This window comes from Intestinibacillus sp. Marseille-P6563, from assembly GCF_900604335.1.
Taxonomy (GTDB): Bacteria; Bacillota; Clostridia; order Oscillospirales; family Butyricicoccaceae; genus Butyricicoccus_B.
The window spans coordinates 688,409-714,875 of sequence record NZ_UWOD01000002.1; the positions used below are offsets into that span (position 1 = coordinate 688,409).

Sequence of the window (26,467 nt, forward strand, 5' to 3'; positions counted from 1 at the left end):
CCCCCTGCCGCGCTGGTGACGGAAACAGCAATAAAAAGAGGAGGATAAAAGGATGAAACGCACCATGTTCAAGCGGCTTGCAGCGCTGGGGTTATGCTGCATGGTCGCCACGTCGGTCGCCTTTGCGGCGAACACCATCAAAAAGACCATCACGGTCGAGTATTCGGGCATCAAGCTGGTTGTGGACGGGGTTGAAGTCACGCCCAAGGATGCCAACGGCGCCACGGTCGAGCCTTTTGTCTACAACGGCACGACCTATCTGCCCGTGCGTGCAGTCGGCAACGCGATCGGCAAAGAGGTCGGTTGGGACGGCACAACCCAGACCGTGTATCTGGGCGACATCCCGGGTCAGTCCAGCAACAAGTATTTGGACCCATATCAGACCAATTACGCAAGTGTATATCAGAGTGACGCCGCCAAATCCTTCTCCATGATGGGGGAAAAGTACACCCAAGGCGTTCGTTTTTGGGGGACTTATACCGGAAATTATGCCTATTATAATCTGAATGGTCATTACTCGCGTATATCGTTCGATGTCGGGCATATCGATAACGTCGATACCCGCGATGGAACGCTTTATGTCTATGCCGATGGAGAAATTGTCCAGCAGATCGGCTTAACGGGTGATATGCAGACCAAGCATGTCGAGGTCGACGTCAATTATGCGCTTCAAGTCAAACTTGTTAAATCGGAAGGCACTGACCGTGGCGCCGGGGAATATGCTGTTGCCAACGTCATGGGTATCGAATGACGCACCTCTTACAAAAACGAAAAAGGCGCCCGCGTGTTGCGGGCGCCTTTTGTTTCCCTTTTTCTTAGAACAGGCCGGTGATCTTGCCGTTTTCGTCGACGTCGATCTTCTCGGCGGCCGGCACCTTGGGCAGGCCGGGCATGGTCATAATCGCACCGGTCTCGCACACCACAAAGCCGGCACCCGCGGCCAGACGGACCGAACGCACGGTGATGGCAAAGCCCTGCGGGCGGCCGAGCTTGGATGCATCGTCCGAGAGCGAATACTGGGTCTTGGCCATGCACACGGGCAGGTGGCCATAGCCCATCTTCGTAATGTTGTCCAGTTCCTTGGCAGCAGCCGGCAAAATGTTGACTTCCTCTGCGCCATAGATGGTCTTGGCAATGGTTTCGATCTTTTCGGTCAGCGGCAGCGCGTCCTCGTATAGCATGTGGAAGTTTGCCTTGCCTTCGTCCAGCACGGCGAGCACTTCCTCTGCCAGCGCCTTACCGCCTTCGCCGCCCCCCGCGAACACTTCGCTGAGCGCCACGCGCACACCGCGCGCCGCACAATGCTGACGGATGAACTCCATTTCCTCCTCAGTATCGGTCGGGAACGCGTTGATAGCCACCACGCACGGCACACCGAACTTCGCGATGTTGTCCAGATGGGCGTCCAGATTGCAAATGCCCTTTTGGAGCGCTTCCACGTTGGGGGTGTTCAGGTCAGCCTTGGCGACGCCGCCGTTGTACTTGAGCGCGCGCACGGTCGCCACCAGTACCACGCAGTCAGGAGCCAGTCCGGCCTTGCGGCACTTGATGTCCATGAACTTCTCCGCGCCCAGGTCGGCGCCGAATCCGGCTTCGGTGATGGCGATGTCGGACAATTTGAGCGCAAGTTTGGTCGCCTGCACACTATTGCAGCCGTGGGCGATGTTGGCGAACGGGCCGCCGTGCATCAGGCAGGGGGTTCCTTCGAGCGTTTGCACCAGATTGGGCTTGATGGCATCCTTCATCAGGGCGGTCATCGCACCTTCGGCCTTGAGGTCGCGGGCATAGACCGGTTCCCCGGCATAATTGTACGCGACCAGAATGTCGCCAAAGCGCTTTTTAAGGTCTTCGAGGTCGGAAGCCAGGCACAGGATGGCCATGACTTCAGAAGCGACCGTGATCATAAAGTGGTCTTCGCGCGGCACGCCGTTGACCTTGCCGCCCAGACCGATGGTGATATTGCGCAGGGCGCGGTCGTTCATGTCCAGCACACGGGTGAAAATCACACGGCGCGGGTCGATGCCCAAGGTATTGCCCTGCTGCATGTGGTTGTCGAGCATGGCGCACAGCAGGTTATTGGCTGCCGTGATGGCGTGCATGTCGCCGGTAAAGTGCAGGTTGATGTCCTCCATAGGCACCACCTGTGCATAACCGCCGCCGGCAGCGCCGCCCTTGATGCCGAACACCGGCCCGAGCGACGGTTCGCGCAGCGCGATCATGGCGTTTTTGCCCAGCTTTGCCATGGCCTGCCCCAGGCCGACGGTCGTGGTGGTCTTGCCCTCACCTGCGGGCGTGGGGTTGATGGCGGTCACGAGCACCAGCTTACCGTTTTCCTTGTCAGCGGTCTTTTTCCAGACTTCGGCCGAAAGTTTGGCCTTATAGTTTCCATATAATTCTAAATCCGCGGCATCCAGCCCTGCGGCGACTGCCACTTCGGTAATGGGCTTCATCTGACAGCCCTGTGCGATCTCAATATCAGTCAGCATTCCAAAAAACCGTCCTTCCTGTCTTTTGATGCGCGCCCCTGCACACACCTTTGCCGATTCTATTCCTTATTATATCGTAAAACCCTGGGGTTGAAAACCCTTGCACCGGCACAAAACAAAAAACCGCTCAAAGCGGTTTTTTGTTGAAACTCAAGATGGGGTATACTCGACGCTGACCGTCTGCGTGCTCTCTTCCCAACCGACTGTACCGCCGAAGTACTCGACGATAAACCGGATGGGCAGCATCGTGCGGTCGTTAACTGTGATCGGCGCAACATCCATATAGTAGTATTTTCCGTTGCTGTCCCATGCCATCCGGTGGCCGATTTGCAGATACAGCGTCTTGTTTTCCAGGTCGAGCGAAACAATCTCGCCAAGAGGTTCCCAGCCGACCGTGCCGCCCATGGCCTCCACAACGGCGCGTACCGGCAACAGGGTGCGATCGTTGCGGGTGATGGGGACCGTCCCCTGTTCGTCAATGGTTCGTTTCAGGCCGTCAATGTACATATACGGCTTGCCGATCTGCAACGTGATCGAAGTCGACAACAGGGTGGGCACTTCGATCCAGTGCGCGTAAAAGGTCGTATCGCCCGTCAGGTTTACGATCGTAGACGACGTGATCTTGGTGCCGCCGGTGCTCGCTGTGTACCAGCCATCAAACGAGTAGCCATCCCGCGTGGGCGACTGCGAAGGAATTGTGTAGGTATCGCCGTTCTGGACTTCATACGTGCCGTAGGTCTTCATCGTGCGCAGGTCGGTGAACAGAACGGTGTAGGTTTCGTCCTCCACCGGTTCGGGCTCCGGCTCCGGTTCCGGCTCAGGTTCGGGTTCGGGCTCCGGCTCGGGTTCTGTCACTGTTGTGTTTTTGGTGTAGTGCGGATACAGTATAATGTCAGTTGTGTTGTTGAAAATTGTGGATTCCGTGACCTGTTTGCCGCCAGTTGGCGAAGTAAACCAGCCGACAAAGGTATAGCCTTCTTTATCAAATCCTGAGGGCATGGAGCCGATCGGTTTGCCCGGTTCGTACCACCAAGAAACCGATGCCCAATCCGACTGTTTGCAAGTGATTTGATAGTGGGCCGGCGTCGTGGAGCCGGTCGTGCGCAGGGTGCGCCGATCGCCCTTGACTTCAAATCCGTCAAACACGCCGAAGAACTGGTAGGAATAGCTGGTGCCCGGCGATAGGGTCACGCCTAACTCCTTGTTGATATCGAACCACGAATGATAGGTCGTGGTCGAATTGCTGACGTTGCTGACCGACTCACTATATTTTTTGAGTACCGCTGCGTTCGAAGCCGCACCGTTATACAGAATGACACCCATCTTGCTGACGCTGACGCCCGACGGCTTGACCACCTTGGACACAACGACCGCGTTGGTGTTCGAAACACTCTCCTTGGCCTTGTAGGTCGAATCGGTCGGCGCAGCAAAGGTAACATCCGGCTCCGATACGATGTCCGGAGGGCCAATATAGATGCCGTCGTCCAGGCTGGAAAGGTGCAGCACTTGCGCCCGCATGTCGCAGGCCAGCGTATGCTCATACGCGGTGTTGACGCTCAGCTTCACAACCTCGTTGTTGCTCGCGCCGTTGTGCGCATAAAAGGTCGCCTGTCCCTTTGAATTGTAGCCGCCGCACAGCATGATGTGTGGATAAAGGTCGTGAGTTTTGCAGTACTGCGCGACAATGTCCCCCTTGGCCAGAATACTGCTGTTGTCTGCTTACATCGCATACCCGCTCGAATTGAGTTTGAGCTCTTTGACCGACAGCCCGCTGGCCTTAACCGCTGCATTCAAACAGCTGCGTGTGGTCGTGATGACTTTCATATCCAGACCCCCGGCACGCACACAGCGAGATACGAACTCCGCACACTGCCCTTGTCCGTCGTTCCAGTGCGCCTTGGCGTAGTTGATCGCTGCATCCACACTGTATGTGGCCGCCGCACTCGCCCGCGGCATGGCTGGCAGCATCAGCGCTGCCATTGCAACGATCAGAAGAAAACTCAACACTTTCTTTTTCATATTCCGAAACACTCCTTTCTATGACCCTCCCCTATCCTGGGACCATTGGAATTGTATATATTATACCACGAACATGGTATTCCGCGTCGGGTTTTTTTATATTTTGTCGGTATGTGTAGGGTATGCTGTCCATTCTGTATGGCCGCAACGTAGGCTTTGGGCGAAATTTTTACAAAATCCCAGTCGCATCCGGGATTGTTTTGTGGTATGATAAAAACCGAAACACTCTGGAGGTGACGCTGTGCGCGCTTTTCGCTCGATCGGCCATTATTTTCGGCACACCGATCTATATCTTTTGTTTGTAGCCTTATGCTGTTCTGCCTTTGGCGCGGTCCTGGTCTATTCGGCGACCCGCACCATGGATGACCCCAATCGATATGTCATCGTCCAGCTGGCCTCGGTCGCCATTGGCGTCATCATGTTCATCCTGATGAGTCTGTTCGACCTGGAGGATATGTCACGATACTGGAAATGGTTCGTGCTTGTCAACATCGCCCTACAACTTTTGCTGTTCCCCTTTGGTACGAGCGAAGGCGGCAACAACAGCTGGCTGCGTTTTGGACCGGTCGGCATCCAGCCGGGCGAAATCGGCAAGGTGATTTTTATTTTCACTTTTGCGGCCCATGTGGCGCACGAATTTGACCGACTTAACCACTGGCGCACCCTTTTAGGGCTGGGCATCCATATGATGATCATTGCGGGCGCGGTCATCGTGCCGTCGCACGACGCCGGTGTTGCGTTGTCGTATGTATTCATCTTTATTATTATGTTGTTTGGCGCCGGTCTGAGCCTGAAATGGTTTGTTGGTGGGGCGGTTGTGCTGCTGGCGTCCATCCCCTTCCTGTGGCAAATGATTTCCGGTTTCCGTCTGACCCGCATTTTGGTACTATTTGACCCTTCGATCAACGAAGAGGTTGCCTGGCACACCGAAAAAAGCAAGCTGGCCATTGGCGCCGGTCAGATCTTTGGCTCGGGATTTTTGCAGGGCAACCAGATGCAGCACTCCAACTTCCCCGGTAAGCATACCGACTTTATCTTTTCGGTCGCAGGCGAGGAATTTGGCCTGATCGGCTGCCTGCTGATTCTGGCGCTGCTGTGTTTGCTCATCCTGCGTCTGTTCTATGTCAGCTTTACGGCAAACAGCACGTTTTCGTCGGTGCTGACCATCGGTATCGCGGGTATGTTCCTCAGCCAGACGTTCGAGAACATCCTGATGTGCATCGGTATGTTCCCGGTCGTCGGCATCACACTGCCGCTGTTTTCGTATGGCGGTTCGTCGGTCATCACCATGTATGCCGCGCTCGGCATTGCTGCCGGTGTGCGTATGCGTGAAAAGCCAAGTTGGCTCAAACGATAGCAAAACGGCCCCTTTTGCGGGCCGTTTTTTTGTTTTCTTGCAATTTGCCTACATTGCTCCCTTGTTTTTTGGTTTGTTTTGACTAGCAAAGGCTGGAAAACCATGCTATACTATATAATATTGCTGGTGTTTGGATTGTCCCGCTGCTGCGGGAAGGAAGTAGGGCATAACGCCCAGACAGGAGAATATAATCTATGAAGGGTATCGTTCTCGCCGCCGGTAAAGGCTCCCGCCTCTATCCGATGACTCGGCCGATCTGCAAACCGCTTTTGCCGGTATATGACAAACCCATGATCTACTATCCCATCGCTGTGCTGATGGAAGCTGGCATCCGGGAAATTTTAGTGATCATCCCCCCTGGCGAGGAAGGGCCGTTTTACCGACTGCTTGGCAACGGCTCCCAGTGGGGCATCAATATTTCTTATGAAGTGCAGGAAAAGCCGCGGGGCATTGCGGATGCTTTCCTGGTGGGTGAACGCTTCATCGGCTGCGACTCGGTCTGCCTGGTGCTGGGGGACAACATCTTCCACAGCCTGGAAAACGACCGCATCATGTCCCGTGCCGCGCGCGAACTGCAAGAAGGCGCAACCGTCTTCGGATATTATGTAGAGGACCCGCGCGCCTTTGGCGTGATTGAATTTGACGAAAACGGCAACGCGCTGTCGATCGAAGAAAAGCCGCGTTTTCCCAAGTCCCACTACATTATTCCGGGCATGTATTTTTATGATAATCAGGTGGTCGATATTGCCCGCTCGCTCCAGCCTTCGGCGCGCGGCGAATTGGAGATCACAGACATCAATCTGGAGTACTTACGGCGTGACCAGCTGCATGTCATCCAGCTGGACCGCGATTTCACCTGGCTGGACGCCGGTACGGCCGACAATCTGCTGTATGCCGCGCAGGCGGTCAAGGAGGTCCAGGACCATACCGGGCGTTATATCGCCTGCCTGGAGGAGATCGCTTTTCTACGGGGGTATATTGATTTGGACGATCTGCACCGTTTGGCGGGGAAATTGGGGCAGACATTATATGGACAATATTTGATGTGTTTGTGATAATCAAAGTCATGTAAAGAATTTGTAAATTTGTGAAGCTTCACAAAAATTGTGACAAAACCATAAAAGCGGGGGAAAACTTGTTGAGTTTCCCCCGCTTTTGTGGTATAACGGGATACGAAAAAAATCTTTAGATAAGGAATTCAGGAATGATTATGGCAAAGAGCTTCTGGAAAAAATATGGGATGCTTTTTATCTCCCTCATTTACACGGCTGTTTTACTTAATTACCTGTCGGTCGAGCGCATCATCAATACGCAGATCTTTGGACCGTTCGTGTTCTTCTGCGCGGCGCTGATCGTCAGCCGGTTGATCCCCTCAACCGGCACGCTCGGACTGCGCCACATCCGTTGGGTAACGTCCCTGTTCTTCTGCGGTTTTTTGACCCATTTCTATTTGAGTCTCATGTCTTCGGGTGCGTTTTATGCCCGTCTGAAGTTCATCGGCCTGCTCAACGTGCTGTTCCATACCGCGGTGTACATCCTGCTGTACTTCGGCACCGACTCGCTGCGTAAGGCGATCGCCATCGGCAGCGGTATCTTCGGTGTGCTGGGTATTGCCAACCACTATGTTTGGCTGTTCCGCGGCACGGCAATCAGTGTAGAAGACCTTTCGTCGATCCGCACGGCTGCCGGCGTGGCCAGCAATTACGATTACACCCCGGACCAGTACATCATCCTGCTCGGTCTGCTGCTTTTGCTATGGACCATCACGCTGTACCGCCTGGGCGGTGACGAATATACCCGTGGCCGGCGCATCAAGTTCAAGCAGGCTTCGGCACTGGCTTGTGTCCTGCTGTTCGGCTGTCTGCCCTTTGTCGGCTATGGCGAATACTATCAGGAAAACTCCAATGCTTTTAACTATGATCTGTATTTTGCCAGCAACCTGGCAACCCTCTGCCAGAAGAGCGGCTCGCAGATCCCGGAATACTATTCGGCCAAGGCGGTCGAGACCATTGCCGACCAGTCGGCAGCGGCTCGCGCTGAGCAGACCGAACAGACCGAAGCGGGCGTACAGCCCAATATCATCGCCATCATGAGCGAATCGTATGGCGACCTGCGTGTGCTGGGCGATTTTGAAACCAATATCCCGGTCACCCCGTTCATGGACTCCCTCAAGGAGGACGAGAACGCCATCACCGGCTACGCCTATGCGTCTATTTTTGGTTCCAAGACCGCAAACTCGGAATTTGAGTTCCTCACCAGCGACTCGGTGCTGTTCATTCCGAACACCATCGTATATCTGCATTACTTTGATGACATCACCAACTATGACTCCATGGTTTCGGTCCTCAAGGCACAGGGCTACACCACGGCGGCCATTCATCCCTGGTTGCGTGCCGGCTGGAACCGTCCGGCGGTTTACAGCAAGATGGGCTTTGATGAGACCACCTTCCTGGAAGATTTGGATGATGTGGATTATTACCGTCTCTATCCGTCGGATGAATACTCCTTCAGCCTCATCCGCGACCGCTTTGAAAACAAGGAAGAGGACGAAAAGCTGTTCATCATGAACATCACCATGCAGAACCACAGCGGCTACGAAGGCGATGGCAACGGCTATGAACAGACCGTATCCATCACCGGGCATGAGGGCGAGTTCCCCAAGACCGAGCTGTATCTGTCCGAACAGCACGAAAGTGACCGGGCGCTCGAAGAACTGGTTACATACTTTGCAAACTATGACGAGCCGACCATCATCGTGTTCTTCGGCGACCATCAGCCCAACCTCGACGATACGTTCTATGAATGGGTCAACCCCAATCTCTCGACCGACATCAACGAGCGCATGAAGAAGTACATGGTTCCGTTCTTCATCTGGGCGAACTACGACATCGAGCAGCAGACCGATGTACGCACCAGCATCAACTATCTGGCGCCCATGGTCCTGCAAACTGCTGGCTTGCAGATGAGCGACTATCAGAGCTACCTGCTCGAGCAGAGCAAGACCTGGCCGGTCGTTTGTGCCCAGGGTGTCTATGACAACACGGGTGCTTATCACACCACCACCGAAGCGCTCCAGAACTCCAGCGTTCTGCGCGACTATCAGGACCTGACCATCAACCATACGGTCGACTGGGAGAACACCCTGCGTTCGTTCTTTACCGTTGGGGAGCCGGTGACGACTTCCAAGGACGCTTCGGCTGCGGAGGAGTAAGCATGGCAGTTTATACGCATCAGAAAACCTATCACACCAAAGCCCATATGGGCATGATCGATATCACCGAAGATTTCCAGGCGGCTGTGGACGACGCTTGCGCCAAGACCGGCATGTCCTCCGGCATCATCACCGGATTTACGACCGGCGGCGTGGCGGGCCTGACCACCCTGGAATTTGAACCCGGTATGGTCCATCATGACCTCAAGGCGGCCATGGATGTCTTTTCTCCCTATACCGATGAAACCGGGCGGGTCATCCATTACCGCCATCACGAAACCTGGCACGATGACAATGGTTCTTCCCACATCAAGGCCGCGCTGCTCTCGCCGTTTATCACCATCCCGTTTGTGGACGGCAAGATCACCATTGGCCCCTGGCAGAACCTCACGCTCGTCGAATGCGATACCCGCAATCGGGTACGCGACGTCGTGTTCCAGGTCATGGGCGAATAACTGCACAATTTGGCGGCTGACCGTTTGGTCAGCCGCTTTTTCATATCCGTATGTATGCCGGGGGTGACCCCTTGGAGATTTACACCGACCGCGATGGTGAGGTGATCTTCAAGAAATATTCCCCCATGGGGGAACTGGGTTCCTTTGTCGGGGAACTGGCCGAAGCCCTCAGCCGCACGGCTGGTATGTCCTGCGCAATCTGTGACCGGGATGCGGTCATTGCGGCAGCAGGCGGCGCAAAAAAAGATATTTTTGAAAAAGCCATTTCTTCCGACCTGGAAATGCTCATGGAACAGCGCCACATTTATGAACACGACGGCACCGACCAGGCCATCCATGTTTCGTCGAACGACCCGTATGCGGTCGTGGTCGCAGCCCCGATCATTTCGGAAGGCGATGTGACCGGCTGCGTTGCTTTCCTTTCGGAAAACGGACAGGAACACGCCACCGAGGTCGAATCCAAACTCAGCCAGACGGCGGCGAACTTCCTTTCCAAGCATGTCACCATGTGAAAAAAATTCCCCGCCCCACAGGCGGGGAATTTTTTGATTCATCTTGACATTTTCCGCTCTCTCTGTCTTGCCTGAATCGATGTGCGAAACTTTACGCAGATTTTACAAAAATTCATCTCCCAGCCACACAGCGGACATGCTATAATAAAAATAATGACGTCAAAATAAAAGAAATGTAAAAAATGTAAAGAGTGAAGGAAAGAGATATGGATATTTTTAATGTACTAACTCTATTCGGCGGACTCGCACTCTTCCTCTTCGGCATGTCGGTCATGGGCGACGGCTTGGAGAAGAGCGCGGGCAGCAAACTCAAAACCATTTTGGAACGCCTGACTTCCAGTCCGGTCAAAGGCTTTGTCCTGGGCCTGGCGGTCACAGCGGTCATCCAATCCTCTTCGGCCACCACGGTTATGGTCGTCGGCTTTGTAAACTCTGGCATCATGAGCCTGCGGCAAGCCATCGGCATCATCATGGGTGCAAACGTGGGTACCACGGTCACCTCGTGGATTCTGAGCTTGTCCGGCATCGAAGGCGACAGCATGTTTATGCAGATGCTCAAGCCCTCGTCCTTCTCCCCGGTTCTGGCCGTCATTGGTATTGTGCTGTACCTGTTTGTCAAGAACAGCAAAAAGAAGGACATCGGCGCCATCCCGCTCGGCTTTGCCGTGCTGATGTTCGGCATGGAAACTATGAGCGGCGCGGTCGAACCGCTGAAGGATGTACCCGAATTTACCAACATCCTGCTGCTGTTCTCCAACCCGATTCTGGGCGTTCTGGCCGGCGCGGCGCTGACTGCCATCATTCAGTCTTCTTCTGCTTCGGTTGGTATCCTGCAAGCTCTTTCCGCAACCGGCAGCATCACGTTTGGCAGCGCTATCCCCATCATCATGGGCCAGAATATCGGTACCTGTGCGACCGCGATGCTCTCGTCCATTGGCGCGAACAAGAACGCTCGCCGTACTGCAATCGTGCATCTGTACTTTAACATCATCGGTACGATTGTCTTTTTGGCGCTGTTTTATTCGCTCAAGGCGATCTTTGATTTCCAGTTTGTCAACCAGCCCATCAACCAGCTGGGTATCGCCATCGTGCATACCTGCTTTAACCTTTTGACCACCGCAGTTATGCTGCCGTTTGCCGGCGTCCTCGAACGCCTGGCCTGTGCCACCATCAAGGACGGCCAGCAGGTCGAGGACGAATTTTCCCTGCTGGACGAACGTCTGATGGTCACCCCGCCGGTGGCAATCGAGCAGTGCCGCAAGCTGGCGGTCAAGATGGCCGAAAAGTCGGAAATGGCTATGGACAAGGCGCTTTCGCTCATCCATAACTTTGACCCCGAAGTGTACGAATTCGTCCGCAAGACCGAATCCCGTATCGACGTCTACGAAGACCGTATCGGGACCTATCTGGTCAGCCTGTCCTCGCGCAGCCTGTCCCAGGCGGACAGCCGGGAAGTTTCCCGCCTGCTGCACACCATTGGCGACTTTGAACGCATCAGTGACCATGCGGTCGACGTAGCCAAGTCGGCCAAGGAAATGAACGACAAGCAGATTCATTTTTCGGAAGACGCCTATGCAGAACTCAAGGTCATCGCTTCCGCGGTACGCAATGTATTGCATATGTCTATTGAAAGCTTCAACACAGGCAACATTGCGCTGGCCGAACAGGTCGAGCCGCTCGAACAGGTGGTTGACCATCTGCGCAGCACGATGAAGAACCGCCACATTGCCCGCCTGCAAAACGGCGACTGTACGATCGAACTGGGCTTTATCTTCACCGATCTGCTGACCGGTTTTGAACGGGTTTCTGACCACTGCTCCAACATCGCTGCCTGCATGATCGAATTGCAGCACGGCAGCTACGACACGCACGAATACCTCAGCCGCATCAAGAGCGGTCAGGATGCCGAGTTTGTCGAACGCTACAACGAATATCTCAAAGAATATGCTCTGCCGTAACGGCAGACCGACCGGGATGCGAAAGCATCCCGGTTTTTTGGTATAAGCGCCGGCAGGCTGTGCATATTAAACCTATAAACAGCCTGACCGGGACTTGCCCTCTGCTGTGCGGCGCTCCCCCGATGGTATGTCACAAAGGAGGGCGTCTTATGACCGTAAAAAATAACCATGCCGCCCGCCGGTGCGACATTTGGGTCGCGCACGGCGAACGAGAGACCTATGCGCAGTCACCCGAATACCGAGAAGCCGTGCGCCGCGCCCGGGCGCAGGGCTACCGTGTGTGTGTTTTTGTCGGCGGCGAGGCACCGCTGCTGCCCGGCGTGGCCGCGCTGCTCGACCGGCAGCAGCCGGGCTTCTTTTAAATGGCGCTTTCGATTGCCGGATATGCACGTATTTCGGTCGATGAGGAACTCGACCAGGAAAACACCTCGATCGAAAACCAAAAGGCCATCATCACCGAATTTGTCGAGCGTCAGTTCCCGGACGCTTCGCTCACCTTTTTCACCGACCGCGACCGCTCGGGCTATACCTTCGAGCAGCGCGAGGGCTATCAGGCCATGCGCGCCGCCCTGCGGGCCGGACGGTTTTCGGTGCTGATCGTCAAGGATTTTTCCCGTTTCTCCCGCCGCAACTCGCTCGGGCTGTATGAGCTGGAAGTCCTGCGCGACGAAGGGGTGCGCATCATCTCGATCGGCGACCATGTGGACTACCCCACCCGGGACGACTGGCTGAACATCCAGTTCCGGTTCCTCATGAACGAAATGCCGGTCACCGACACCTCCAAAAAGGTACGCGCGGTCGTTAAAAGCCGCCAGCAGAAAGGCGAATGGATTTGCGCGGCGCCCTATGGATATTATCTCGACCCGCTGCGGAAAAATACCATCCTTGTGGACGAGGAGGGCGCGCGCGTGGTGCGGCTCATCTACCGGCTGTACAACGAGGGCTGGGGCTACCGCCGCATTGCGGCCTATCTGACCGAAAAGGGGTATCCGACTGGTTTGCAGCTGACCGCCCGGCAGCTCCGCGCCCGCGGCGCGGATGCCTCCAAGGTGGAAAAGCGGGCCAGCCCGGTGTGGAATGCCGGGTCGGTCGCCAAGATCATCGGCAATGATTTTTACATCGGCACCCTGCGGCAAGGGGTCTGGCAGCGGCCGGGCATCAACAAGACCGACCGCCGCACCGACCCGGCCGCCCATCAAGTCTTTCCAAACCATCATCCGGCTATCATAGACGCCGAAACCTTTGCCGCCGCCCAGGAACAGGCGCGCCAGCGCGCCCACACCCCCTACCGCGGCGAGCGCAAATATCCTCACCCCTATTCCGGCCTGCTGTTCTGCGCCGACTGCGGCAGCCCGATGTTTGGCGTGTCCTATGCCCACCGGCCGCCCGGTTATCTGTGCGGCGCCTATCACCGACGCGGCCGCAAGGCCTGCACCTCCCACCATATCCATGAACGCACACTCGACGAAAGCATCCGCGCCTATATCGCTGCCGTGCGGGACAGCATGACCGATGCCCTCGGCCGTTTGGACGCCGAACGCGAACAAGCCCGCGCCGGTTCGCTCTCCGGGCGGCTTCAAAAGCTGGAAGCCGAAGAAACCGAGCTGCGTCGCGCGCTGGAAGCCTCCACACGCGAACGCATCCGGCAGATGCTGGCCCGTCCCGAACAGGAGCAGACCATTCAGCAGACCTTTGACCATTTGGAGCAGCAATATCATCTGGAACTGCAAAACCTCGCCCAAAAGCGCGCCCTTCTGGAAGGCGAAGCGCACAAGCGCGCTGGTTTAACCCGCAACATCCAGGGTGTGCTGCGCACCTTTGACTTGCTCCTGCAAAAAGAGCGGTTTGACCGCCAGGATCTACGGCTGATCGTAGAGCGTATCCAGGTCGGGGCGGACGGCAGCCTGGTCATCGAACTGAAAAGCGACATCATCGACCTGCTCGATCTGCTGCGTTGACCGTTCTATCCCCCTCTCCCCGGTCATATCTTAAACAAAAAGCTTCGGAGGGGGAGGAACATGAAAAAGACCCTGTTACAGATGGTGCTCACCTGCCTGGTGCTGGGATTCATCTTTACCGCCAACCAGGCAGCGGTCGAGCACGGGATGGCCGAAACCGCGGCGGCTGAAGTGCCGGAGTCGGTCAAACTGCCGGTCATCATGTACCACAGCATCTTAAAGGACCCGGCACGGGCGGGCGATTATATTATTTCCCCCGATGTGCTGGCCGCCGACCTGGACTATCTCAAAGCGGCAGGCTATGAAACGGTCACCATTCAGGACCTTATCAACTATGTCGACGGCCTGGGGGACCTGCCCGCAAAGCCGGTGCTCATCACCTTTGACGACGGCCATTTCAACAATTACCTCTATGCCTATCCCCTGCTCAAAGAGCGCGGCATGCGGGCCGTGATTTCGGTCATCGGTATACAGACCGAGAAATTTACCGCAAACGGGCAGGAAAATGCCTATTGGTCTTACCTTTCGCTGAGCCGGTTGCAGGAAATGAGCGATGTATTTGAGATTCAAAACCATTCCTTTGACATGCACGAAACCGACCCGCGCCGGGGCTGCACCCGCATGCGCGGCGAAGATTTGGAGGACTATCGCGCGCTGCTGCTGGAGGACACCGAAAAGACGCAAAACCTGCTCATCGAAGCTGGTCTGCCCGCACCCACCTGCTATACCTATCCGTTTGGCATGTACAACAGCGAAACCGAGGAAGTCGTCCAGAGTTTAGGCTTTGCATGCACGCTGACCTGTGAAAAGCAGGTCAATACCCTCACGCGCGACCCGGACTGCTTATACCGTCTGGGCCGCTTCAACCGTCCATCGGGCATTTCCACCGAGCGATTTTTGGGCGAAGTGCTCCGGGACGCGGCCTGATGGGAGGGGATACCATGGCGCAATGCAGCCGGATTACCGATCTGCGGTGTAAGGAAGTGATCAACCTGTGCGACGGCGCCCGGCTGGGCTATGTCGGGGATGTGGAGATCGATACGGTCTGCGGCCGTGTGGTCGCGCTGGTCGTGCCCGGACGATGCCGGTTTTTCGGGCTGTTTGGCCGCGAAGAGGACTATGTCATCCCCTGGGAGTGCATCGACAAGATCGGCGACGACATCATTTTGGTGCGGCATGACCGCCCCACGCCCCGTCGGGAAAATGCAAAATGGTGGCCCTTTGGCCGCTGATGGCGATTTGCCTAGATTTTGCCTGCGATTTTTCCGAAATTTACGCAGTTTTTTCGCTAAAAATGGGAAAAATCCTTTGACAATCGCCTGCGTACGTGATAAAATATCAGAGCATGAATTATTACGCACATCCCGTGATGCAAGCAGCGGGTGGCTTCTTTTTGGGGGCTGCTGCTGACAGATGACCCGGGATGGAGGTAAAAACCAAGGAGGAAAATATCATGGCAGTAATTTCTATGAAGCAGCTGCTGGAGGCCGGCGTACACTTCGGCCACCAGACCCGTCGTTGGAACCCGAAGATGGCTCCGTACATCTTCACCGAGCGCAATGGCATCTACATCATCGACCTGCAGAAGACGGTCAAGAAGCTCGAGGAAGCTTACTTCTTCGTTCGTGACATCGCTGCAGCTGGTGAGTCCATCCTGTTTGTCGGCACCAAGAAGCAGGCACAGGACGCCATCAAGGAAGAGGCTGAGCGCGCTGGCCAGTTCTATGTAAACGCTCGTTGGCTGGGCGGCATGCTGACCAACTTCAAGACCATGCGTACTCGTATCGCTCGTCTGAACCAGCTCAAGAAGATGCAGGAAGACGGCACCTTCGATCTGCTTCCGAAGAAGGAAGTTATCAAGCTGCAGCTTGAGATCGCAAAGCTGGAAAAGTACCTGGGCGGCGTAAAGGAAATGAAGAAGCTGCCGGGCGCTATGTTCGTGGTTGACCCGCGCAAGGAAAAGAACGCGATCGCCGAAGCAAAGAAGCTGGGTATCCCGGTTGTTGCTATCGTTGACACCAACTGCGATCCGGACGAAATCGACTACGTAATCCCGGGTAACGACGACGCAATCCGTGCGATCAAGCTGATCTCTCAGACCATGGCAAACGCTGTGATCGAGGGCAAGCAGGGCGAGCAGCTGGAAGTTGAGGCTAAGGCTGAGGCGTAATCCCAAAAGTTTGTAAAATTTTTCAGAGTGAAGAGTTGAGAGTAAAGAGTCGGGCCAGTCTCGCTCTCCACTCCTCACTCTCCACTCTTTTTATTTTGTTTGGAGGAATATAAAATGGCTTTTACTGCTGCTGACGTAAAGAAGCTGCGCGAAATGACCGGCGTAGGCATGATGGACTGCAAGAAGGCGCTGACCGAAGCGGACGGCGATTTTGACAAGGCAATCGAACTGCTGCGCGAAAAGGGCCTGGCCAAGGCTGCCAAGAAGGCTGGCCGTATCGCGGCAGAAGGCATGGTTTGTGCAAAGGTTTGCGCTGAGTGCGGCGTTGCCGGCATCATCGAAGTAAACTCGGAGACCGACTTCGTTGCCAAGAATGCAGACTTCCAGAAGTTTGTATCTGACCTGGCAGACGTTGTCATCAAGGACGCTCCGGCAGACGTTGACGCTCTGAAGGCTTGCCAGATGGGCGACATGACCGTTGAAGCTGCTCTGCAGGAGAAGGTTCTGACCATCGGCGAAAACATCCAGATCCGTCGTTTCGAGCGCTACGACGCAAACACCGTAAACGTATCCTACACCCATATGGGCGGCGTTATCGGTGTTCTGATTGCTCTGGAAGTTTCGGAGAACCTCAAGGGCAATGCAACCGTTCTGGAGCTGGGCAAGGACATCGGCATGCAGGCAGCTGCAATGAACCCGTCCTTCATGGATAAGTCTGACGTAGACGAAGCAACCCTGGCCAAGGAGAAGGAAATCCTGCTGGCACAGGCTCTGGAAGAGAACAAGACCGCTGCTAAGCCGAAGCCGGAGCAGATCATCCACAAGATGGTAGACGGCCGTATCGGCAAGTACTACGAAGAAAACTGCCTCCTGCAGCAGGCTTTTGTTAAGGAAAACAAGGTTTCTGTGGAGCAGCACATTGCAGCAGTTGCCAAGGAACTGGGCGGCGAGATCAAGCTGGTCAAGTTCACCCGCTTTGAAAAGGGCGAAGGCATCGAGAAGAAGGTTGACGATTTCGCAGCAGAAGTTGCAGCAATGGCAAAGTAATTTGCTTACAAAAAGGACAGGCTCTGTGCCTGTCCTTTTTTTGTATGGTATACCAATTCTACCGGTATTGTTTGTCTATTTTTTCTCTTGTCGGGTTCTTTCCACTTTGTTACACTGGAGACAGGAAAGGAGGGGATCCCCATGCGAAAACGGTTGATTCCTTGCGTTTTTTTAGCGCTTACCACCTGTATCAGTATGGTGGGAGGACTTTTCTGTTACCCGGCTCTCCCCCGCACTGTGGAAGACTTTGCCGCACTGACACCGCAGTATGTTGCGCCGCAGACGCTCTCCGCCACACAAGCCTTGCAGGCATTTGGCACCGATGCGGTCGTCTATCTCTCTGGTTCGGTCACAACGGGCGGACAAAGCTATCATTATGGCGCTTATGTTTCTCATGCCGATTCGCTGCCTCAAGTACTCTGTACCGAAAGCAGAAGTGAGCTTACCGATTCCTCCTGGACGAATATCATCCTCAATGAGGTAGCGGAACCAACCAACGGAGGCGTCCAGTTTGTCGGGAATGGATTATTCGAACAGGCGCAGCCCGTTTCTTACCTGGTACGGGACGGCTGGTCGCTCAAAACCATCCACACGACCTGGTATACCCGCCATCCCTATTCCTATCAGATGACCTGCCATGTCTAACGGCCGGATTGCGGTATTGCGTGGCAAAAAAAATATCCACCGATATGCCGGGATATGGTATACTAAAAACATCTCGAGCATTTAGGAGGACAAGTATGATCCGTGCGATTTTTTTTGATATTGATGGTACACTTTTGAGTTTCCAAACCCATGCCGTGTCGGCATCGACGCAAAAGGCTCTTCGTCTGTTGCGGGAAAAGGGTGTAAAATTGTTTTTAGCAACCGGTCGTCCGCCCAAAACCGCGTTTATGTTCCGCAGTTCGTTTGATTTCGAGTTCGACGGCGCTGTGATGCTCAACGGCCAATACTGCATGGCTGGCAATCAGGTGATCTATGAAAAATCCATCCCGGCTTCTTCGATTGCTTCCCTGCTTCCCTATCTGGAAGAAAAGCAGATTCCCTGTGACTTTGTCGAACTGGATTACCTGTACATCAATCTGCTCAACAAAGAAACCGAAGAACTCGTTGCCCTTTTGGGCGGCCAGGAAGTCCTCGGTCCGCAGGACGATGTGCAGCGCGCGCTGCACAACAAGGTCTACCAGCTCAGCCCCTTCATCTCAGAAGCCGAGGAAGAGGAATTTTTGCGGCATGTCCCCGGCTGCAAATCGGCCCGTTGGACTTCGCTGTTTACCGACATCATCCCAGCCGATGGCGGCAAGCCGGTCGGTATGGACAAGATGATCGCCCATTTCGGCATCCAGCCGGATGAAGTGATGGCCTTTGGCGATGGCGGCAACGACCTGGAAATGTTGCAGCATGCACACATCGGCGTAGCGATGGGCAATGCCGTCGATTCGGTCCGGGAAGCGGCCGATTATATCACCGATGACGTTGATCACGACGGCATCTGGAACGCTTTGGTGCATTACGGCCTGCTTGATGGCTGATGATAACATCAAAAAAAGAGCCTCTTCCCCCGCCTCTAATAAGAAAACATGAGATAGTCCAGTAAAATCAATGTTTTCAGAGGCAAGGAACACGATGTGAAGTCAAAAATTTTAATACTGGCAGGATAAAGGGTGCTGATGTGAAATATCAGCACCCTTTTCCTGTCCCAAACGCCATAGGAAATCCTATGGCGTTTTTTACTTTCCATCAAGTACACGGAAACTGTATTGAAAGGGGTGAGAAATCGAAGGTATTTCTTCATGTAGGAAATGCAAATCAAGTGTCCATAGGTTTTCCCACATGGAAAAGCAAATGGGCACAGAATTGAATTTTTTCCGAAAACGAACACTTTTCCAGACCGCCGGAGGGAGGTGAGATTATGGCGGTATTTCGCATTGAGAAAACCCGCGACTACACGGTGATGGCAAACCATCATCTGCGGAACACGGCACTGTCGCTGAAAGCGAAGGGGCTGCTGTCCCTCATGCTATCCTTGCCGGAGGATTGGGACTACACCACCAAAGGCCTTGCCCGGATATGCCGGGATGGAGTGGACAGCATTTGTGCTACGGTTCGGGAGCTGGAAGATGCGGGGTATATTATCCGTGAAAGAGTCCGTAACGCCAACGGGCGGCTCGGCAGCATCGAGTACACGATCCTGGAGCAGCCCAGGCCACCGGAACCTAAACCGGGAAAACCTGAACGGGAAAATCCAGTTCAGGTAAAACCAGTCTTGGATTCTCCTGTCTTGGGAAAACCTGAACAGGAAAACCCCGCACAATTAAATACTAAAGGATCAAGTAACCAAATATCAAATACTGATTCATCAAGTACGGAAGGATCAAATCCTATCCAATCAAGCCCCCAACCCCCCGCAGAGGCCAAACGGACCGGACGGGACTGGATGCGGGAGCGAGAGAACTATCGGGAACTGATTTTGGAGAATATCGAGTATGACTATCTATGCCGAGATGACCGGCTGGATCGGGATATGCTGAATGAGTTGGTGGAGCTCATGGTGGATACCGTCTGTTCCCGCAGGGAGACGATCCGCATTGCCGGGGACGACTATCCGGCGGAGGTGGTCAAATCCCGGTTCCTGAAGCTGAACAGTTCTCACATCGAGTATGTGTTGGACCGTATGCGGGAGAACACCACCTATGTCCGCAACATCAAGAAATATCTGCTGGCTGCCCTGTATAACGCCCCGGCCACCATCGACAGCTACTATGCGTCCCTGGTGAACCACGACCTGTACGGCAGCGGAGAAAGGAGGTAATCACTCATGCAGGAAGAAGTCACCCAGCGCACCGTTGCCCTCTGCGTGGAGGCTACAAAGCTCTCCGCCGGGATGCTGCAACAGGCCATGAAAAAAGTGCTGGACGAGATGCAGAAAGGCGCGACCGGCCACAAGACCAAGCTGCACCACGGAAAACAGACCCTCCGGCAGCTGATGAAGCACAACACCGGCGTTTCCAACATCGAGATCACCGACCAGAACATCCGGGCCTTTTCCGCCACCGCCAAGAAGTACGGCATTGACTTTGCTCTGAAAAAGGACACCAGCGGCGAGATACCCCGCTACCTGGTGTTCTTCAAGGGCCGGGATGCCGACGTTATCACAGCGGCCTTCCGGGAGTTCTCCGCAAAGAACCTGGAGAAAGAGAAAAAGCCCTCCATCCGCAAGGAACTGGAGCAGGCAAAGCAGCAGGCCAAAGCACAGCACCGCCAGCGGGAGAAGGTCAAGACCAAAGACCGGGGTGTGGAATTATGACGGTTGACTGGAAGAAAAAGCTGCTCCCCAACCTCCCGTATCTGCTGTTCGTGTATCTCTTTGACAAGCTCTGCCAGGCGGTGCGCCTTGCGCCCGGCCTTGACGCCTCTGAAAAGTTCCTGCATTTGAGCCAGTGCTTTACGGAGGCGTTTTCTTCTGGGCTGCCAAGTCTGCATCCGCTGGACCTGCTGGCGGGCATCGCCGGGGCGGTCATCGTCCGGCTGGCGGTGTACGCCAGGAGCAAGAATACAAAGAAATATCGCAAGGGCATTGAGTACGGCAGCGCCCGGTGGAGTGCATAATCTTAAGTGTAAGAGAACTCTACATGGACGCACAGGAGGATATGCACATGAATGATTACAACAAAATCACAGCCCTTTACTCCCGTCTTTCCGTAGGCGACGAGGACAGGGACGGCGGCGAGAGCAACAGCATACAGAACCATGATGTAATGTATAGAGGGTGGATTACACCAAAAAACATTACATCATGACTGACGGCTCATTTGTGGCGAATGAACAGACAGTTATGATAAAGGAGGGATGCCTTCAAACCTACCGTAACTGTCAACCACATTCCCACGAAAGATTAACTATTAAAAGTCAACCCCAAAAATGAATGGTGGTGGTGAAAAGAGATAGTTCAAGAAAGGTATAGCAAAGCAGAGGTCCGTAGGGACCCCGGCGTAGGCTAACAAGATGGAATTAGGCCGCCAAGCTGCAATAAGGCTGTCTGGATCTTTCCAGGGCAAACAGCAGACGAACTAACTTTTTGGTGGCATGAGAAAGTGCGACATTGTAGTGTTTGCCTTCATCTCTTTTCTTAGCAAGGTAAGCAGCAAAGGTTGGGTCCCAGTGACAGACATACTTGGCTGCGTTGTAAAGAGCGTAGCGTAAGTATCGAGAGCCACGCTTCTCCATGTGGGGATAGCAATTTTTGAGCTGCCCGGACTGGTAAGTAGAAGGCGACATTCCGGCGTAGGCCAATAATTTGTCCGGCGACTCAAACCGAGAGAAGTCGCCGATTTCAGCAAGAATCATGGCAGCCATACGAAAGCCCATGCCAGGGATAGTTATAATGGGAGACTGTATCTTGTCCATCATTGTCTCAATTTCAGCCTCGATTTCAGCGATCTCAGCATCCAATTCACGGATAAGCCGGATGGTATGTTGCAATTCCAGGGATTTGGCAGGCATACAGGACCCAACAGAATTCTGAGCAGCGCTCCGGATAGTAACAGCCATATCCCGACCGTAGCGACCTTTGGAGGCGTTTCCCAAAAGGGTTTTGAGCCTTGTCAGGTGTGCCTTGGCAATCTGTTTGGAACCTGGAAACTCTTCCAGCAGAGCGTAGACAGTCGCCAAATGGAGAGAGGACACCAGCTTCTCCAGTTCAGGGAAGAGAATGCAAACCAGTCTGGAAATTGAGCTTTTCAGCTTTGCTCGTTCTTTCACCTTGTCAAAACGGTATCTGGTGAGTGACTTTAGTTCCTCGTTGTGATATGCTGTATTCGTGTAGGGTTTGAGGCCCACATCGGATAACAGCATAGCAGCAATGGTTCGAGCATCTACACGGTCGGTCTTGGTCTTTCGCAGGCTGAGACTTTTCCGGTAGAGGTTCGTGCGTAGGGGATTCAAGACATAGGTGGCCAGACCGTTGTCCAGAAGAAACCCAAGAATGTTGTAGCTGTAATGCCCGGTTGCCTCAAGCCCTACTTTTATTTTGTCCTGCGGTGTAGTACAAGCTCGAATTTTTTCCAGTAGAGCATCAAAACCGTCCATGTTGTTAGGGATAGTAAAAACATCCGCCAGGACTTCACCCTCTGAGCTTACAATGAAGCAATCATGCTTGTTTTTTGAGACATCAATGCCAACAGAAACTACCATAACAAATACCTCCAGAGAAAATATGTGATGCTGTATCCACAGTACACCTTACTTTTGTAGCCTTGTTCCACATAAACCGTCTGGCGGTATTTAACTGATTAACAAAATTGTAAGGGGCTGTGGTTGGAACCTTTCGTGAACCATCTTGTGGTAGGAGCCGCCAACCAATCCACAGCATCCCTTACAGTGTAGCACAGCCCTTGGAGAGGGGCTCTAATAACTACTACTCTATAATACAAGGAGCCTTGTATGGAACTGACTTACACCAGATGCGGCGACTATCTCATTCCCGACCTTGTGTTATCGGACACCAAAGAGTACCATATCGGGAAATATGGCCGGTTGCGCCGTGCCTACTTAAAAGAACACCGGCCCATTCTGTATGTCGATCTCATTGTCACCGAAAAACTGTTTCCACACTTGGAGGAAATCGACACATCCTGCCAGGAGCGGCTGGAAATCATTGAAAAAGCCATGATGCAGCAAGAGGGCGTCACAGAAGTCCTGAAAGCTGCCGACCAGATGGCATGGGTGCGCTCCATGAACTCCATCCACAACAGGGCCGAGGAAATTGTCCTAACTGAGCTGGTCTACTGTTGAGGGAGGGAACACAATGATTTTGGAAGCCATGTATAACGGGGCGTTTCATCCCTGTGAAACGGTAGTACCCACGTCCCCGGAATACCGCAAGGCGATCCAAATCTGTGCGGCGTTGATGGAGCAGTTATCCCAGCGGCTCAGCAAAGAGGACTATGCTCTGGTGGGGGAACTCCGGGCGCAGAACGCTATCGCCCAGTGCGAGGAAAGCGAGAGCCACTTCAAGTATGGCTTTTCAGCGGAGCTGATCATCCAGCAGGAAGCTCATGAACAGCTGCAAAAGAAATAAGCGATGGCCAAAAAGCCCACGCAGCCGGAAAGAGAACCGGAGGCGTGGGCTTTCTGTATGCTATGATTATCGGAATTACCATTCCTAAAGGTGCGCTTTTTAACGACCATTCATATTCTTGTCAAGGCTGGTACGATGCTTGGCCGGATATTCTGTCTTCTCTGTCAGGAGGTGGAGCTGAGCCAGAACACTCGGCTTGTCCAGCTCTGCCGACAGGGAGGATCGTTCTGCCTCTGCCTGTTGGAGCTGCTGTTCCAAGCCTTGGAAAATCGCAAATACGTCCGGGAAAATCACTTTTGCCCCACGTTTAGCCAAAGCCAGTACACTGCGGGCGTTTTTCTCTACATCAGCTGCCACACGGCCATCAACCTGAATGGGCTGCTTGTTCTTGTCTATGTATGGAGTGAGATACTTTTCAGTTGCCGGACACATATTTTGAATCAGGAACGCCGTGTTTCTGCCAAGAACTGTGCCGAAGCGGATGGTATTGCATCGACCATGTTTCTTGATTTTATCCTGTTCGATGCGCTTATATTTCTCGTATTTGGACGAAATGGGAACGATCCAGTAAATTTCGGGTATCCGTGCATCAGGAAACGCAAAGAAGCAAGGGCGGCTGTGCGGAACGCCGTCAATAGTATCTTTGTTTTGCATCAATTTGTCATCCGGAAAGTCCTGATAATACTCGTTAGATAGAAAATAGAGCTGCGCCCGTGGCATCAAGGTGTCCTCCTATACAAAAGTGACGCCCTGCCTTTCGACAGGGCGTCACAAACATTTGAATCCCGAACATTTGTAAGCCGCATATCGGGGAGCGAACAATATTTGTGATCCTGACCATTTATAAGCCGCATATCAGGGAGCGAACAATATTTTATTGGGGGACCTTCCCCTTCTAATAGTATTATACGCGGCGGCGTCATTTATGTCAATAGCGAAAGAAAAGTGAAAATCCGCGGCTTTTTGCTGTGTATAGCCTTCACACATTTTTGTCAGGTTGTTTTCCCCGGCTTTTGTAGACATTGTACTGGTTCTTGCACCGTGGACTGCAAAAGGCGGCGTTGGACCGATTGCCCAGGAACACTTTCTGGCAGTGCTTGCACAGGCGCAGGGGCTGGTCACCGTCCACCAGCATAAAGCTGAACATCATCTGGATGCCCAGCAGCAGGGAGTGAAAATCCCAGTAAATGGTGGGCTTATCCAGCAGCTCAATGTGGTAGGTGGGGGCAATCCCGCCAAATGCGGCCATAGCCTTGCGGTGCAGCCCCCGTTCGTCCTCGCCCATGAAATCATAGTCATTGTAGTAGAAAAAGGCGGTGGTCAGCGTAAAGGCCCAGTCCTTGAACTGTTGAGCAACCCAGTCGTAGGGTTCCGCATATTCCCGCTGGAAGCTCATGTTTTTCGCCATCGGCTCGTCCATGAAGGTCATGGTCAGGGCAATCATCGTCCGGTCACCGGACACATTCCACGTGGATTCTATGCCTTTCTTCACCAAGTCCAGCTGGTCAAAAGGATAAAACAGGGACAGGTATTTGTCTGTCGCCATGGATTCTTCCTTAATGAAGTGGTTTTTGGGCAGGTATACCGCCTCATAGTCCATAAAGGACGGCGTGGTGGGCAGGGCGGTCATCAGCCCCAGCAGGCCGTACCGGGTGATAAACTCCATTACCGCCTTTTCCACTTCTGCTTCCGGCTTGCGTCCCATCATCAGCATCCCCACATTCAGCGCATCCAGCACAATGTTGGGGACCTCTTTCAGCGGATTGTAGACGTCCGGCTTTGCGCTCTTGCCGGGGGTGATATACCGCTTGCCATCTTCCGCTGTTTTCAGCTCGTAATGATCGTACCGCACCCAATGGGAACGGGACTGTTCAAATAAATTTTTCATCATACACGCCCTTTCTCCTTAATCGTCCCAATTATCAGGGGCGGTTTTTCTTTTTTCTGCGCTTGGTCTTGTTCTCCCGCCGGATCACGGCGTCCTTACCCTGTTTCCTTGCGATTTTCGAGTATTCCTCCAAAAACTGACGTTCCCGCAAGGTCAGGCTATGTTCCGGTTTGCCGCACAGATGGTCATACATCTGGCGCTGCAATTTCTTGTGGATGGTCTTTCGCAGCTTGCGGATGTTGCGGTCAGACTGCCCACGCACAGCGGCAAGCCTGGTGGTGCTGTACAACCGCAAAGAGAGGAAATACAAAACCTCCTTGTGTTCCTCGCTCAGTTCTTCCACCATGCGGGAAATAAAGGCGTCGGCAGTGAGGTTGTTCATCTCATAGGGGCAGTCAAACAGGATGTCCAGAAAGTTCCCGGCCATCAGCTGCCGGTATGTGGGGTTGTTCATCCAGCGGGGAATGAGCTTCGGTTCCGGCACCGCCTGATATTCCAGCGGCACATCCCCACGGAGGTTTTCGTGGTCCCGTTCCCGACGCTCCCGGTTCCGGTCCAGCTTGTTCCATTCCTCCACCACGGCCCGGAAATCCTTCTCCGTGCGTGCTGCTTCCTCCAGCCGCCGTATGGCCTCGGCCCGCATCTCCCGTTTGAGCCGTTTATCACTGACCGGGGCAGCTTCTTCCTCGTCCTCCAGCTCTGCTTCATAGTCGATGGGATGCTCGTCCTGCTCCAGCTCACTTTCCAGCTCGGCCAGACGTTCTTCCGCAAGCGCCTGTTCCAGCGTTTCTTCCGCCCCAGCGTCCCATCCGGTGAAGCCATCCTCGGTATCCAGAAGCTCGTCATCAGACAGATACGCCATGACCCCACCTCTTTTCAAAAAAAATTTTGCGATTTTTCAAAAATGGTTCCGTTTTGCACCCCGGATTTCTCCTATTAGTGAAAGAGTAATCTAAAAATAAGTTACTTGGGTTACATCGGATCGTTCACGCAGGAGAAAGGGGGCTTTCGCCATGTTCAGGCTTGACACAAAAAAGAAGTAACACAATCGCAGGTTACAAACAACGGAACTATAACAACAGTATACACCGGATACGCCGAAAGCGCAAGAAAGAGAGGTTCTATGGCAGATAAAAACGCCGTGTTTCTGACCCGGCACATTGGTAACACCACCTATAAAGTTCGTATCTACCTCAGCGAAACCGCCGAGGAAACGATGGAAGATAAAATTTTGCGGCTGATCCGCAACGACGGGCTGGCAAACCAGCCGGAATGTGGTATAATGGAACTGCCACAAATGAGCCGTCCGTCTGAAAGGAGCGCCTGA

Annotated in this window: 28 protein-coding genes and 1 pseudogene; 22 read left to right on the forward strand and 7 right to left on the reverse strand. The window is 53.8% G+C overall.

The window, feature by feature from the left end:
* Window positions 1-52: 52 nt before the first annotated feature.
* The gene (locus EFB11_RS11445) at window positions 53-751 is read left to right on the forward strand and encodes a stalk domain-containing protein (RefSeq protein WP_122790348.1); all 699 of its coding nucleotides are present in this window, start codon (window positions 53-55) and stop codon (window positions 749-751) included.
* A gap of 64 nt (window positions 752-815) precedes the next feature.
* On the opposite strand, the gene EFB11_RS11450 is transcribed toward EFB11_RS11445, so the two are convergent.
* From EFB11_RS11450 to EFB11_RS11460, 3 genes are all read right to left on the reverse strand, one after another.
* The gene (locus EFB11_RS11450) at window positions 816-2,486 is read right to left on the reverse strand and encodes a formate--tetrahydrofolate ligase (RefSeq protein ID WP_122790349.1); all 1,671 of its coding nucleotides are present in this window, start codon (window positions 2,484-2,486) and stop codon (window positions 816-818) included.
* Window positions 2,487-2,636: 150 nt separating this feature from the next.
* Window positions 2,637-4,052: a stalk domain-containing protein gene (locus EFB11_RS11455; RefSeq protein ID WP_164706746.1), complete on the reverse strand. Its 1,416-nt coding sequence runs from the start codon at window positions 4,050-4,052 to the stop codon at window positions 2,637-2,639.
* A 153-nt stretch (window positions 4,053-4,205) separates the two neighbouring features.
* Window positions 4,206-4,505 (reverse strand): hypothetical protein, encoded by a 300-nt coding sequence (locus EFB11_RS11460; RefSeq protein ID WP_122790351.1) that lies wholly within the window; start codon window positions 4,503-4,505, stop codon window positions 4,206-4,208.
* Between the two features lie 241 nt (window positions 4,506-4,746).
* Between EFB11_RS11460 and EFB11_RS11465 the strand changes: the two genes are divergently transcribed.
* The 18 genes and pseudogenes from EFB11_RS11465 to EFB11_RS16905 all read left to right on the forward strand — a co-directional run bounded on the left by EFB11_RS11465 (window position 4,747) and on the right by EFB11_RS16905 (window position 20,973).
* Window positions 4,747-5,862: an FtsW/RodA/SpoVE family cell cycle protein gene (locus tag EFB11_RS11465; protein ID WP_122790352.1), complete on the forward strand. Its 1,116-nt coding sequence runs from the start codon at window positions 4,747-4,749 to the stop codon at window positions 5,860-5,862.
* 194 nt (window positions 5,863-6,056) lie between these two features.
* Complete coding sequence (gene rfbA / locus EFB11_RS11470) at window positions 6,057-6,917, forward strand: glucose-1-phosphate thymidylyltransferase RfbA (protein WP_122790353.1); 861 nt, start codon at window positions 6,057-6,059, stop codon at window positions 6,915-6,917.
* A 149-nt stretch (window positions 6,918-7,066) separates the two neighbouring features.
* Window positions 7,067-9,073, forward strand: a complete 2,007-nt coding sequence (locus EFB11_RS11475; protein WP_122790354.1) for an LTA synthase family protein — start codon at window positions 7,067-7,069, stop codon at window positions 9,071-9,073.
* 2 nt (window positions 9,074-9,075) lie between these two features.
* Window positions 9,076-9,528, forward strand: coding sequence for a YjbQ family protein (locus EFB11_RS11480; protein ID WP_122790355.1), 453 nt, complete (start codon window positions 9,076-9,078; stop codon window positions 9,526-9,528).
* Window positions 9,529-9,599: 71 nt separating this feature from the next.
* The gene (locus tag EFB11_RS11485) at window positions 9,600-10,040 is read left to right on the forward strand and encodes a stage V sporulation T C-terminal domain-containing protein (protein ID WP_243115217.1); all 441 of its coding nucleotides are present in this window, start codon (window positions 9,600-9,602) and stop codon (window positions 10,038-10,040) included.
* A 206-nt stretch (window positions 10,041-10,246) separates the two neighbouring features.
* Window positions 10,247-11,998 carry a Na/Pi cotransporter family protein gene (locus EFB11_RS11490; RefSeq protein WP_122790357.1) on the forward strand — a complete coding sequence of 584 codons (1,752 nt, stop codon included), beginning with the start codon at window positions 10,247-10,249 and terminating at the stop codon, window positions 11,996-11,998.
* A gap of 149 nt (window positions 11,999-12,147) precedes the next feature.
* The gene (locus EFB11_RS11495) at window positions 12,148-12,360 is read left to right on the forward strand and encodes a hypothetical protein (RefSeq protein ID WP_122790358.1); all 213 of its coding nucleotides are present in this window, start codon (window positions 12,148-12,150) and stop codon (window positions 12,358-12,360) included.
* Entirely contained in the window at window positions 12,361-13,956 is a 1,596-nt protein-coding gene (locus EFB11_RS11500; protein ID WP_122790359.1) for a recombinase family protein, read from the forward strand. It begins immediately after the preceding gene.
* Between the two features lie 60 nt (window positions 13,957-14,016).
* Entirely contained in the window at window positions 14,017-14,883 is an 867-nt protein-coding gene (locus EFB11_RS11505) for a polysaccharide deacetylase family protein (RefSeq protein ID WP_122790360.1), read from the forward strand.
* A gap of 14 nt (window positions 14,884-14,897) precedes the next feature.
* Complete coding sequence (locus tag EFB11_RS11510; RefSeq protein WP_122790361.1) at window positions 14,898-15,188, forward strand: PRC-barrel domain-containing protein; 291 nt, start codon at window positions 14,898-14,900, stop codon at window positions 15,186-15,188.
* Between the two features lie 221 nt (window positions 15,189-15,409).
* Window positions 15,410-16,126, forward strand: a complete 717-nt coding sequence (gene rpsB, locus EFB11_RS11515; protein ID WP_122791299.1) for a 30S ribosomal protein S2 — start codon at window positions 15,410-15,412, stop codon at window positions 16,124-16,126.
* Window positions 16,127-16,240: 114 nt separating this feature from the next.
* Complete coding sequence (gene tsf, locus EFB11_RS11520; RefSeq protein WP_122790362.1) at window positions 16,241-17,173, forward strand: translation elongation factor Ts; 933 nt, start codon at window positions 16,241-16,243, stop codon at window positions 17,171-17,173.
* A gap of 141 nt (window positions 17,174-17,314) precedes the next feature.
* The gene (locus tag EFB11_RS11525; protein WP_122790363.1) at window positions 17,315-17,818 is read left to right on the forward strand and encodes a hypothetical protein; all 504 of its coding nucleotides are present in this window, start codon (window positions 17,315-17,317) and stop codon (window positions 17,816-17,818) included.
* 95 nt (window positions 17,819-17,913) lie between these two features.
* Window positions 17,914-18,705: a Cof-type HAD-IIB family hydrolase gene (locus EFB11_RS11530; protein ID WP_206424182.1), complete on the forward strand. Its 792-nt coding sequence runs from the start codon at window positions 17,914-17,916 to the stop codon at window positions 18,703-18,705.
* A 380-nt stretch (window positions 18,706-19,085) separates the two neighbouring features.
* Entirely contained in the window at window positions 19,086-19,985 is a 900-nt protein-coding gene (locus tag EFB11_RS11535) for a DUF6017 domain-containing protein (protein ID WP_122790364.1), read from the forward strand.
* Window positions 19,986-19,991: 6 nt separating this feature from the next.
* Complete coding sequence (locus EFB11_RS11540; protein WP_122790365.1) at window positions 19,992-20,480, forward strand: PcfB family protein; 489 nt, start codon at window positions 19,992-19,994, stop codon at window positions 20,478-20,480.
* Window positions 20,477-20,773: pseudogene (locus EFB11_RS11545) on the forward strand (conjugal transfer protein TraG); the annotation flags it as partial. The gene EFB11_RS11540 and the pseudogene EFB11_RS11545, both read left to right, overlap by 4 nt.
* Window positions 20,774-20,829: 56 nt before the next feature.
* On the forward strand, window positions 20,830-20,973 hold the full coding sequence (locus tag EFB11_RS16905) for a hypothetical protein (protein ID WP_164706667.1): 144 nt from the start codon (window positions 20,830-20,832) through the stop codon (window positions 20,971-20,973).
* Between the two features lie 211 nt (window positions 20,974-21,184).
* On the opposite strand, the gene EFB11_RS11550 is transcribed toward EFB11_RS16905, so the two are convergent.
* Window positions 21,185-22,366 (reverse strand): IS110 family transposase, encoded by a 1,182-nt coding sequence (locus EFB11_RS11550; RefSeq protein ID WP_122788747.1) that lies wholly within the window; start codon window positions 22,364-22,366, stop codon window positions 21,185-21,187.
* A gap of 249 nt (window positions 22,367-22,615) precedes the next feature.
* On the opposite strand from EFB11_RS11550, the gene EFB11_RS11555 reads away from it, so the two are divergent.
* Window positions 22,616-22,966 carry a TnpV protein gene (locus EFB11_RS11555; RefSeq protein ID WP_122790367.1) on the forward strand — a complete coding sequence of 117 codons (351 nt, stop codon included), beginning with the start codon at window positions 22,616-22,618 and terminating at the stop codon, window positions 22,964-22,966.
* A 13-nt stretch (window positions 22,967-22,979) separates the two neighbouring features.
* A complete protein-coding gene (locus EFB11_RS11560; RefSeq protein WP_122790368.1) occupies window positions 22,980-23,252 on the forward strand; it encodes a DUF6809 family protein in 273 nt (90 codons plus the stop codon).
* Between the two features lie 99 nt (window positions 23,253-23,351).
* Here the strand turns inward: EFB11_RS11560 and cptIN are convergent, their stop codons facing one another.
* The 3 genes from cptIN to EFB11_RS11575 form a co-directional block, all read right to left on the reverse strand.
* Window positions 23,352-23,972 (reverse strand): type III toxin-antitoxin system CptIN family toxin, encoded by a 621-nt coding sequence (cptIN, locus tag EFB11_RS11565; RefSeq protein WP_122790369.1) that lies wholly within the window; start codon window positions 23,970-23,972, stop codon window positions 23,352-23,354.
* 259 nt (window positions 23,973-24,231) lie between these two features.
* Window positions 24,232-25,143, reverse strand: coding sequence for a hypothetical protein (locus tag EFB11_RS11570; protein ID WP_122790370.1), 912 nt, complete (start codon window positions 25,141-25,143; stop codon window positions 24,232-24,234).
* Window positions 25,144-25,174: 31 nt separating this feature from the next.
* On the reverse strand, window positions 25,175-26,002 hold the full coding sequence (locus tag EFB11_RS11575; RefSeq protein ID WP_122790371.1) for a sigma-70 family RNA polymerase sigma factor: 828 nt from the start codon (window positions 26,000-26,002) through the stop codon (window positions 25,175-25,177).
* 261 nt (window positions 26,003-26,263) lie between these two features.
* Between EFB11_RS11575 and EFB11_RS11580 the strand changes: the two genes are divergently transcribed.
* The gene (locus tag EFB11_RS11580) at window positions 26,264-26,467 is read left to right on the forward strand and encodes a transposon-encoded TnpW family protein (RefSeq protein ID WP_122790372.1); all 204 of its coding nucleotides are present in this window, start codon (window positions 26,264-26,266) and stop codon (window positions 26,465-26,467) included.

Excerpts from the sequence above, each read along its gene's own strand:
- rfbA (WP_122790353.1), top strand. The coding sequence starts at position 6,057 with ATGAAGGGTATCGTTCTCGCCGCCGGTAAAGGCTCCCGCCTCTATCCG.
- EFB11_RS11495 (WP_122790358.1), top strand. The coding sequence starts at position 12,148 with ATGACCGTAAAAAATAACCATGCCGCCCGCCGGTGCGACATTTGGGTC.
- EFB11_RS11555 (WP_122790367.1), top strand. The coding sequence starts at position 22,616 with ATGGAACTGACTTACACCAGATGCGGCGACTATCTCATTCCCGACCTT.
- EFB11_RS11445 (WP_122790348.1), top strand. The coding sequence starts at position 53 with ATGAAACGCACCATGTTCAAGCGGCTTGCAGCGCTGGGGTTATGCTGC.
- EFB11_RS16905 (WP_164706667.1), top strand. The coding sequence starts at position 20,830 with ATGAATGATTACAACAAAATCACAGCCCTTTACTCCCGTCTTTCCGTA.
- EFB11_RS11580 (WP_122790372.1), top strand. The coding sequence starts at position 26,264 with ATGGCAGATAAAAACGCCGTGTTTCTGACCCGGCACATTGGTAACACC.
- EFB11_RS11490 (WP_122790357.1), top strand. The coding sequence starts at position 10,247 with ATGGATATTTTTAATGTACTAACTCTATTCGGCGGACTCGCACTCTTC.
- EFB11_RS11550 (WP_122788747.1), bottom strand. The coding sequence starts at position 22,366 with ATGGTAGTTTCTGTTGGCATTGATGTCTCAAAAAACAAGCATGATTGC.
- tsf (WP_122790362.1), top strand. The coding sequence starts at position 16,241 with ATGGCTTTTACTGCTGCTGACGTAAAGAAGCTGCGCGAAATGACCGGC.
- EFB11_RS11525 (WP_122790363.1), top strand. The coding sequence starts at position 17,315 with ATGCGAAAACGGTTGATTCCTTGCGTTTTTTTAGCGCTTACCACCTGT.
- EFB11_RS11475 (WP_122790354.1), top strand. The coding sequence starts at position 7,067 with ATGATTATGGCAAAGAGCTTCTGGAAAAAATATGGGATGCTTTTTATC.
- EFB11_RS11500 (WP_122790359.1), top strand. The coding sequence starts at position 12,361 with ATGGCGCTTTCGATTGCCGGATATGCACGTATTTCGGTCGATGAGGAA.
- EFB11_RS11510 (WP_122790361.1), top strand. The coding sequence starts at position 14,898 with ATGGCGCAATGCAGCCGGATTACCGATCTGCGGTGTAAGGAAGTGATC.
- EFB11_RS11575 (WP_122790371.1), bottom strand. The coding sequence starts at position 26,002 with ATGGCGTATCTGTCTGATGACGAGCTTCTGGATACCGAGGATGGCTTC.
- rpsB (WP_122791299.1), top strand. The coding sequence starts at position 15,410 with ATGGCAGTAATTTCTATGAAGCAGCTGCTGGAGGCCGGCGTACACTTC.
- cptIN (WP_122790369.1), bottom strand. The coding sequence starts at position 23,972 with ATGCCACGGGCGCAGCTCTATTTTCTATCTAACGAGTATTATCAGGAC.
- EFB11_RS11535 (WP_122790364.1), top strand. The coding sequence starts at position 19,086 with ATGGCGGTATTTCGCATTGAGAAAACCCGCGACTACACGGTGATGGCA.
- EFB11_RS11570 (WP_122790370.1), bottom strand. The coding sequence starts at position 25,143 with ATGATGAAAAATTTATTTGAACAGTCCCGTTCCCATTGGGTGCGGTAC.
- EFB11_RS11460 (WP_122790351.1), bottom strand. The coding sequence starts at position 4,505 with ATGAAAAAGAAAGTGTTGAGTTTTCTTCTGATCGTTGCAATGGCAGCG.
- EFB11_RS11560 (WP_122790368.1), top strand. The coding sequence starts at position 22,980 with ATGATTTTGGAAGCCATGTATAACGGGGCGTTTCATCCCTGTGAAACG.
- EFB11_RS11540 (WP_122790365.1), top strand. The coding sequence starts at position 19,992 with ATGCAGGAAGAAGTCACCCAGCGCACCGTTGCCCTCTGCGTGGAGGCT.
- EFB11_RS11530 (WP_206424182.1), top strand. The coding sequence starts at position 17,914 with ATGATCCGTGCGATTTTTTTTGATATTGATGGTACACTTTTGAGTTTC.
- EFB11_RS11505 (WP_122790360.1), top strand. The coding sequence starts at position 14,017 with ATGAAAAAGACCCTGTTACAGATGGTGCTCACCTGCCTGGTGCTGGGA.
- EFB11_RS11480 (WP_122790355.1), top strand. The coding sequence starts at position 9,076 with ATGGCAGTTTATACGCATCAGAAAACCTATCACACCAAAGCCCATATG.
- EFB11_RS11450 (WP_122790349.1), bottom strand. The coding sequence starts at position 2,486 with ATGCTGACTGATATTGAGATCGCACAGGGCTGTCAGATGAAGCCCATT.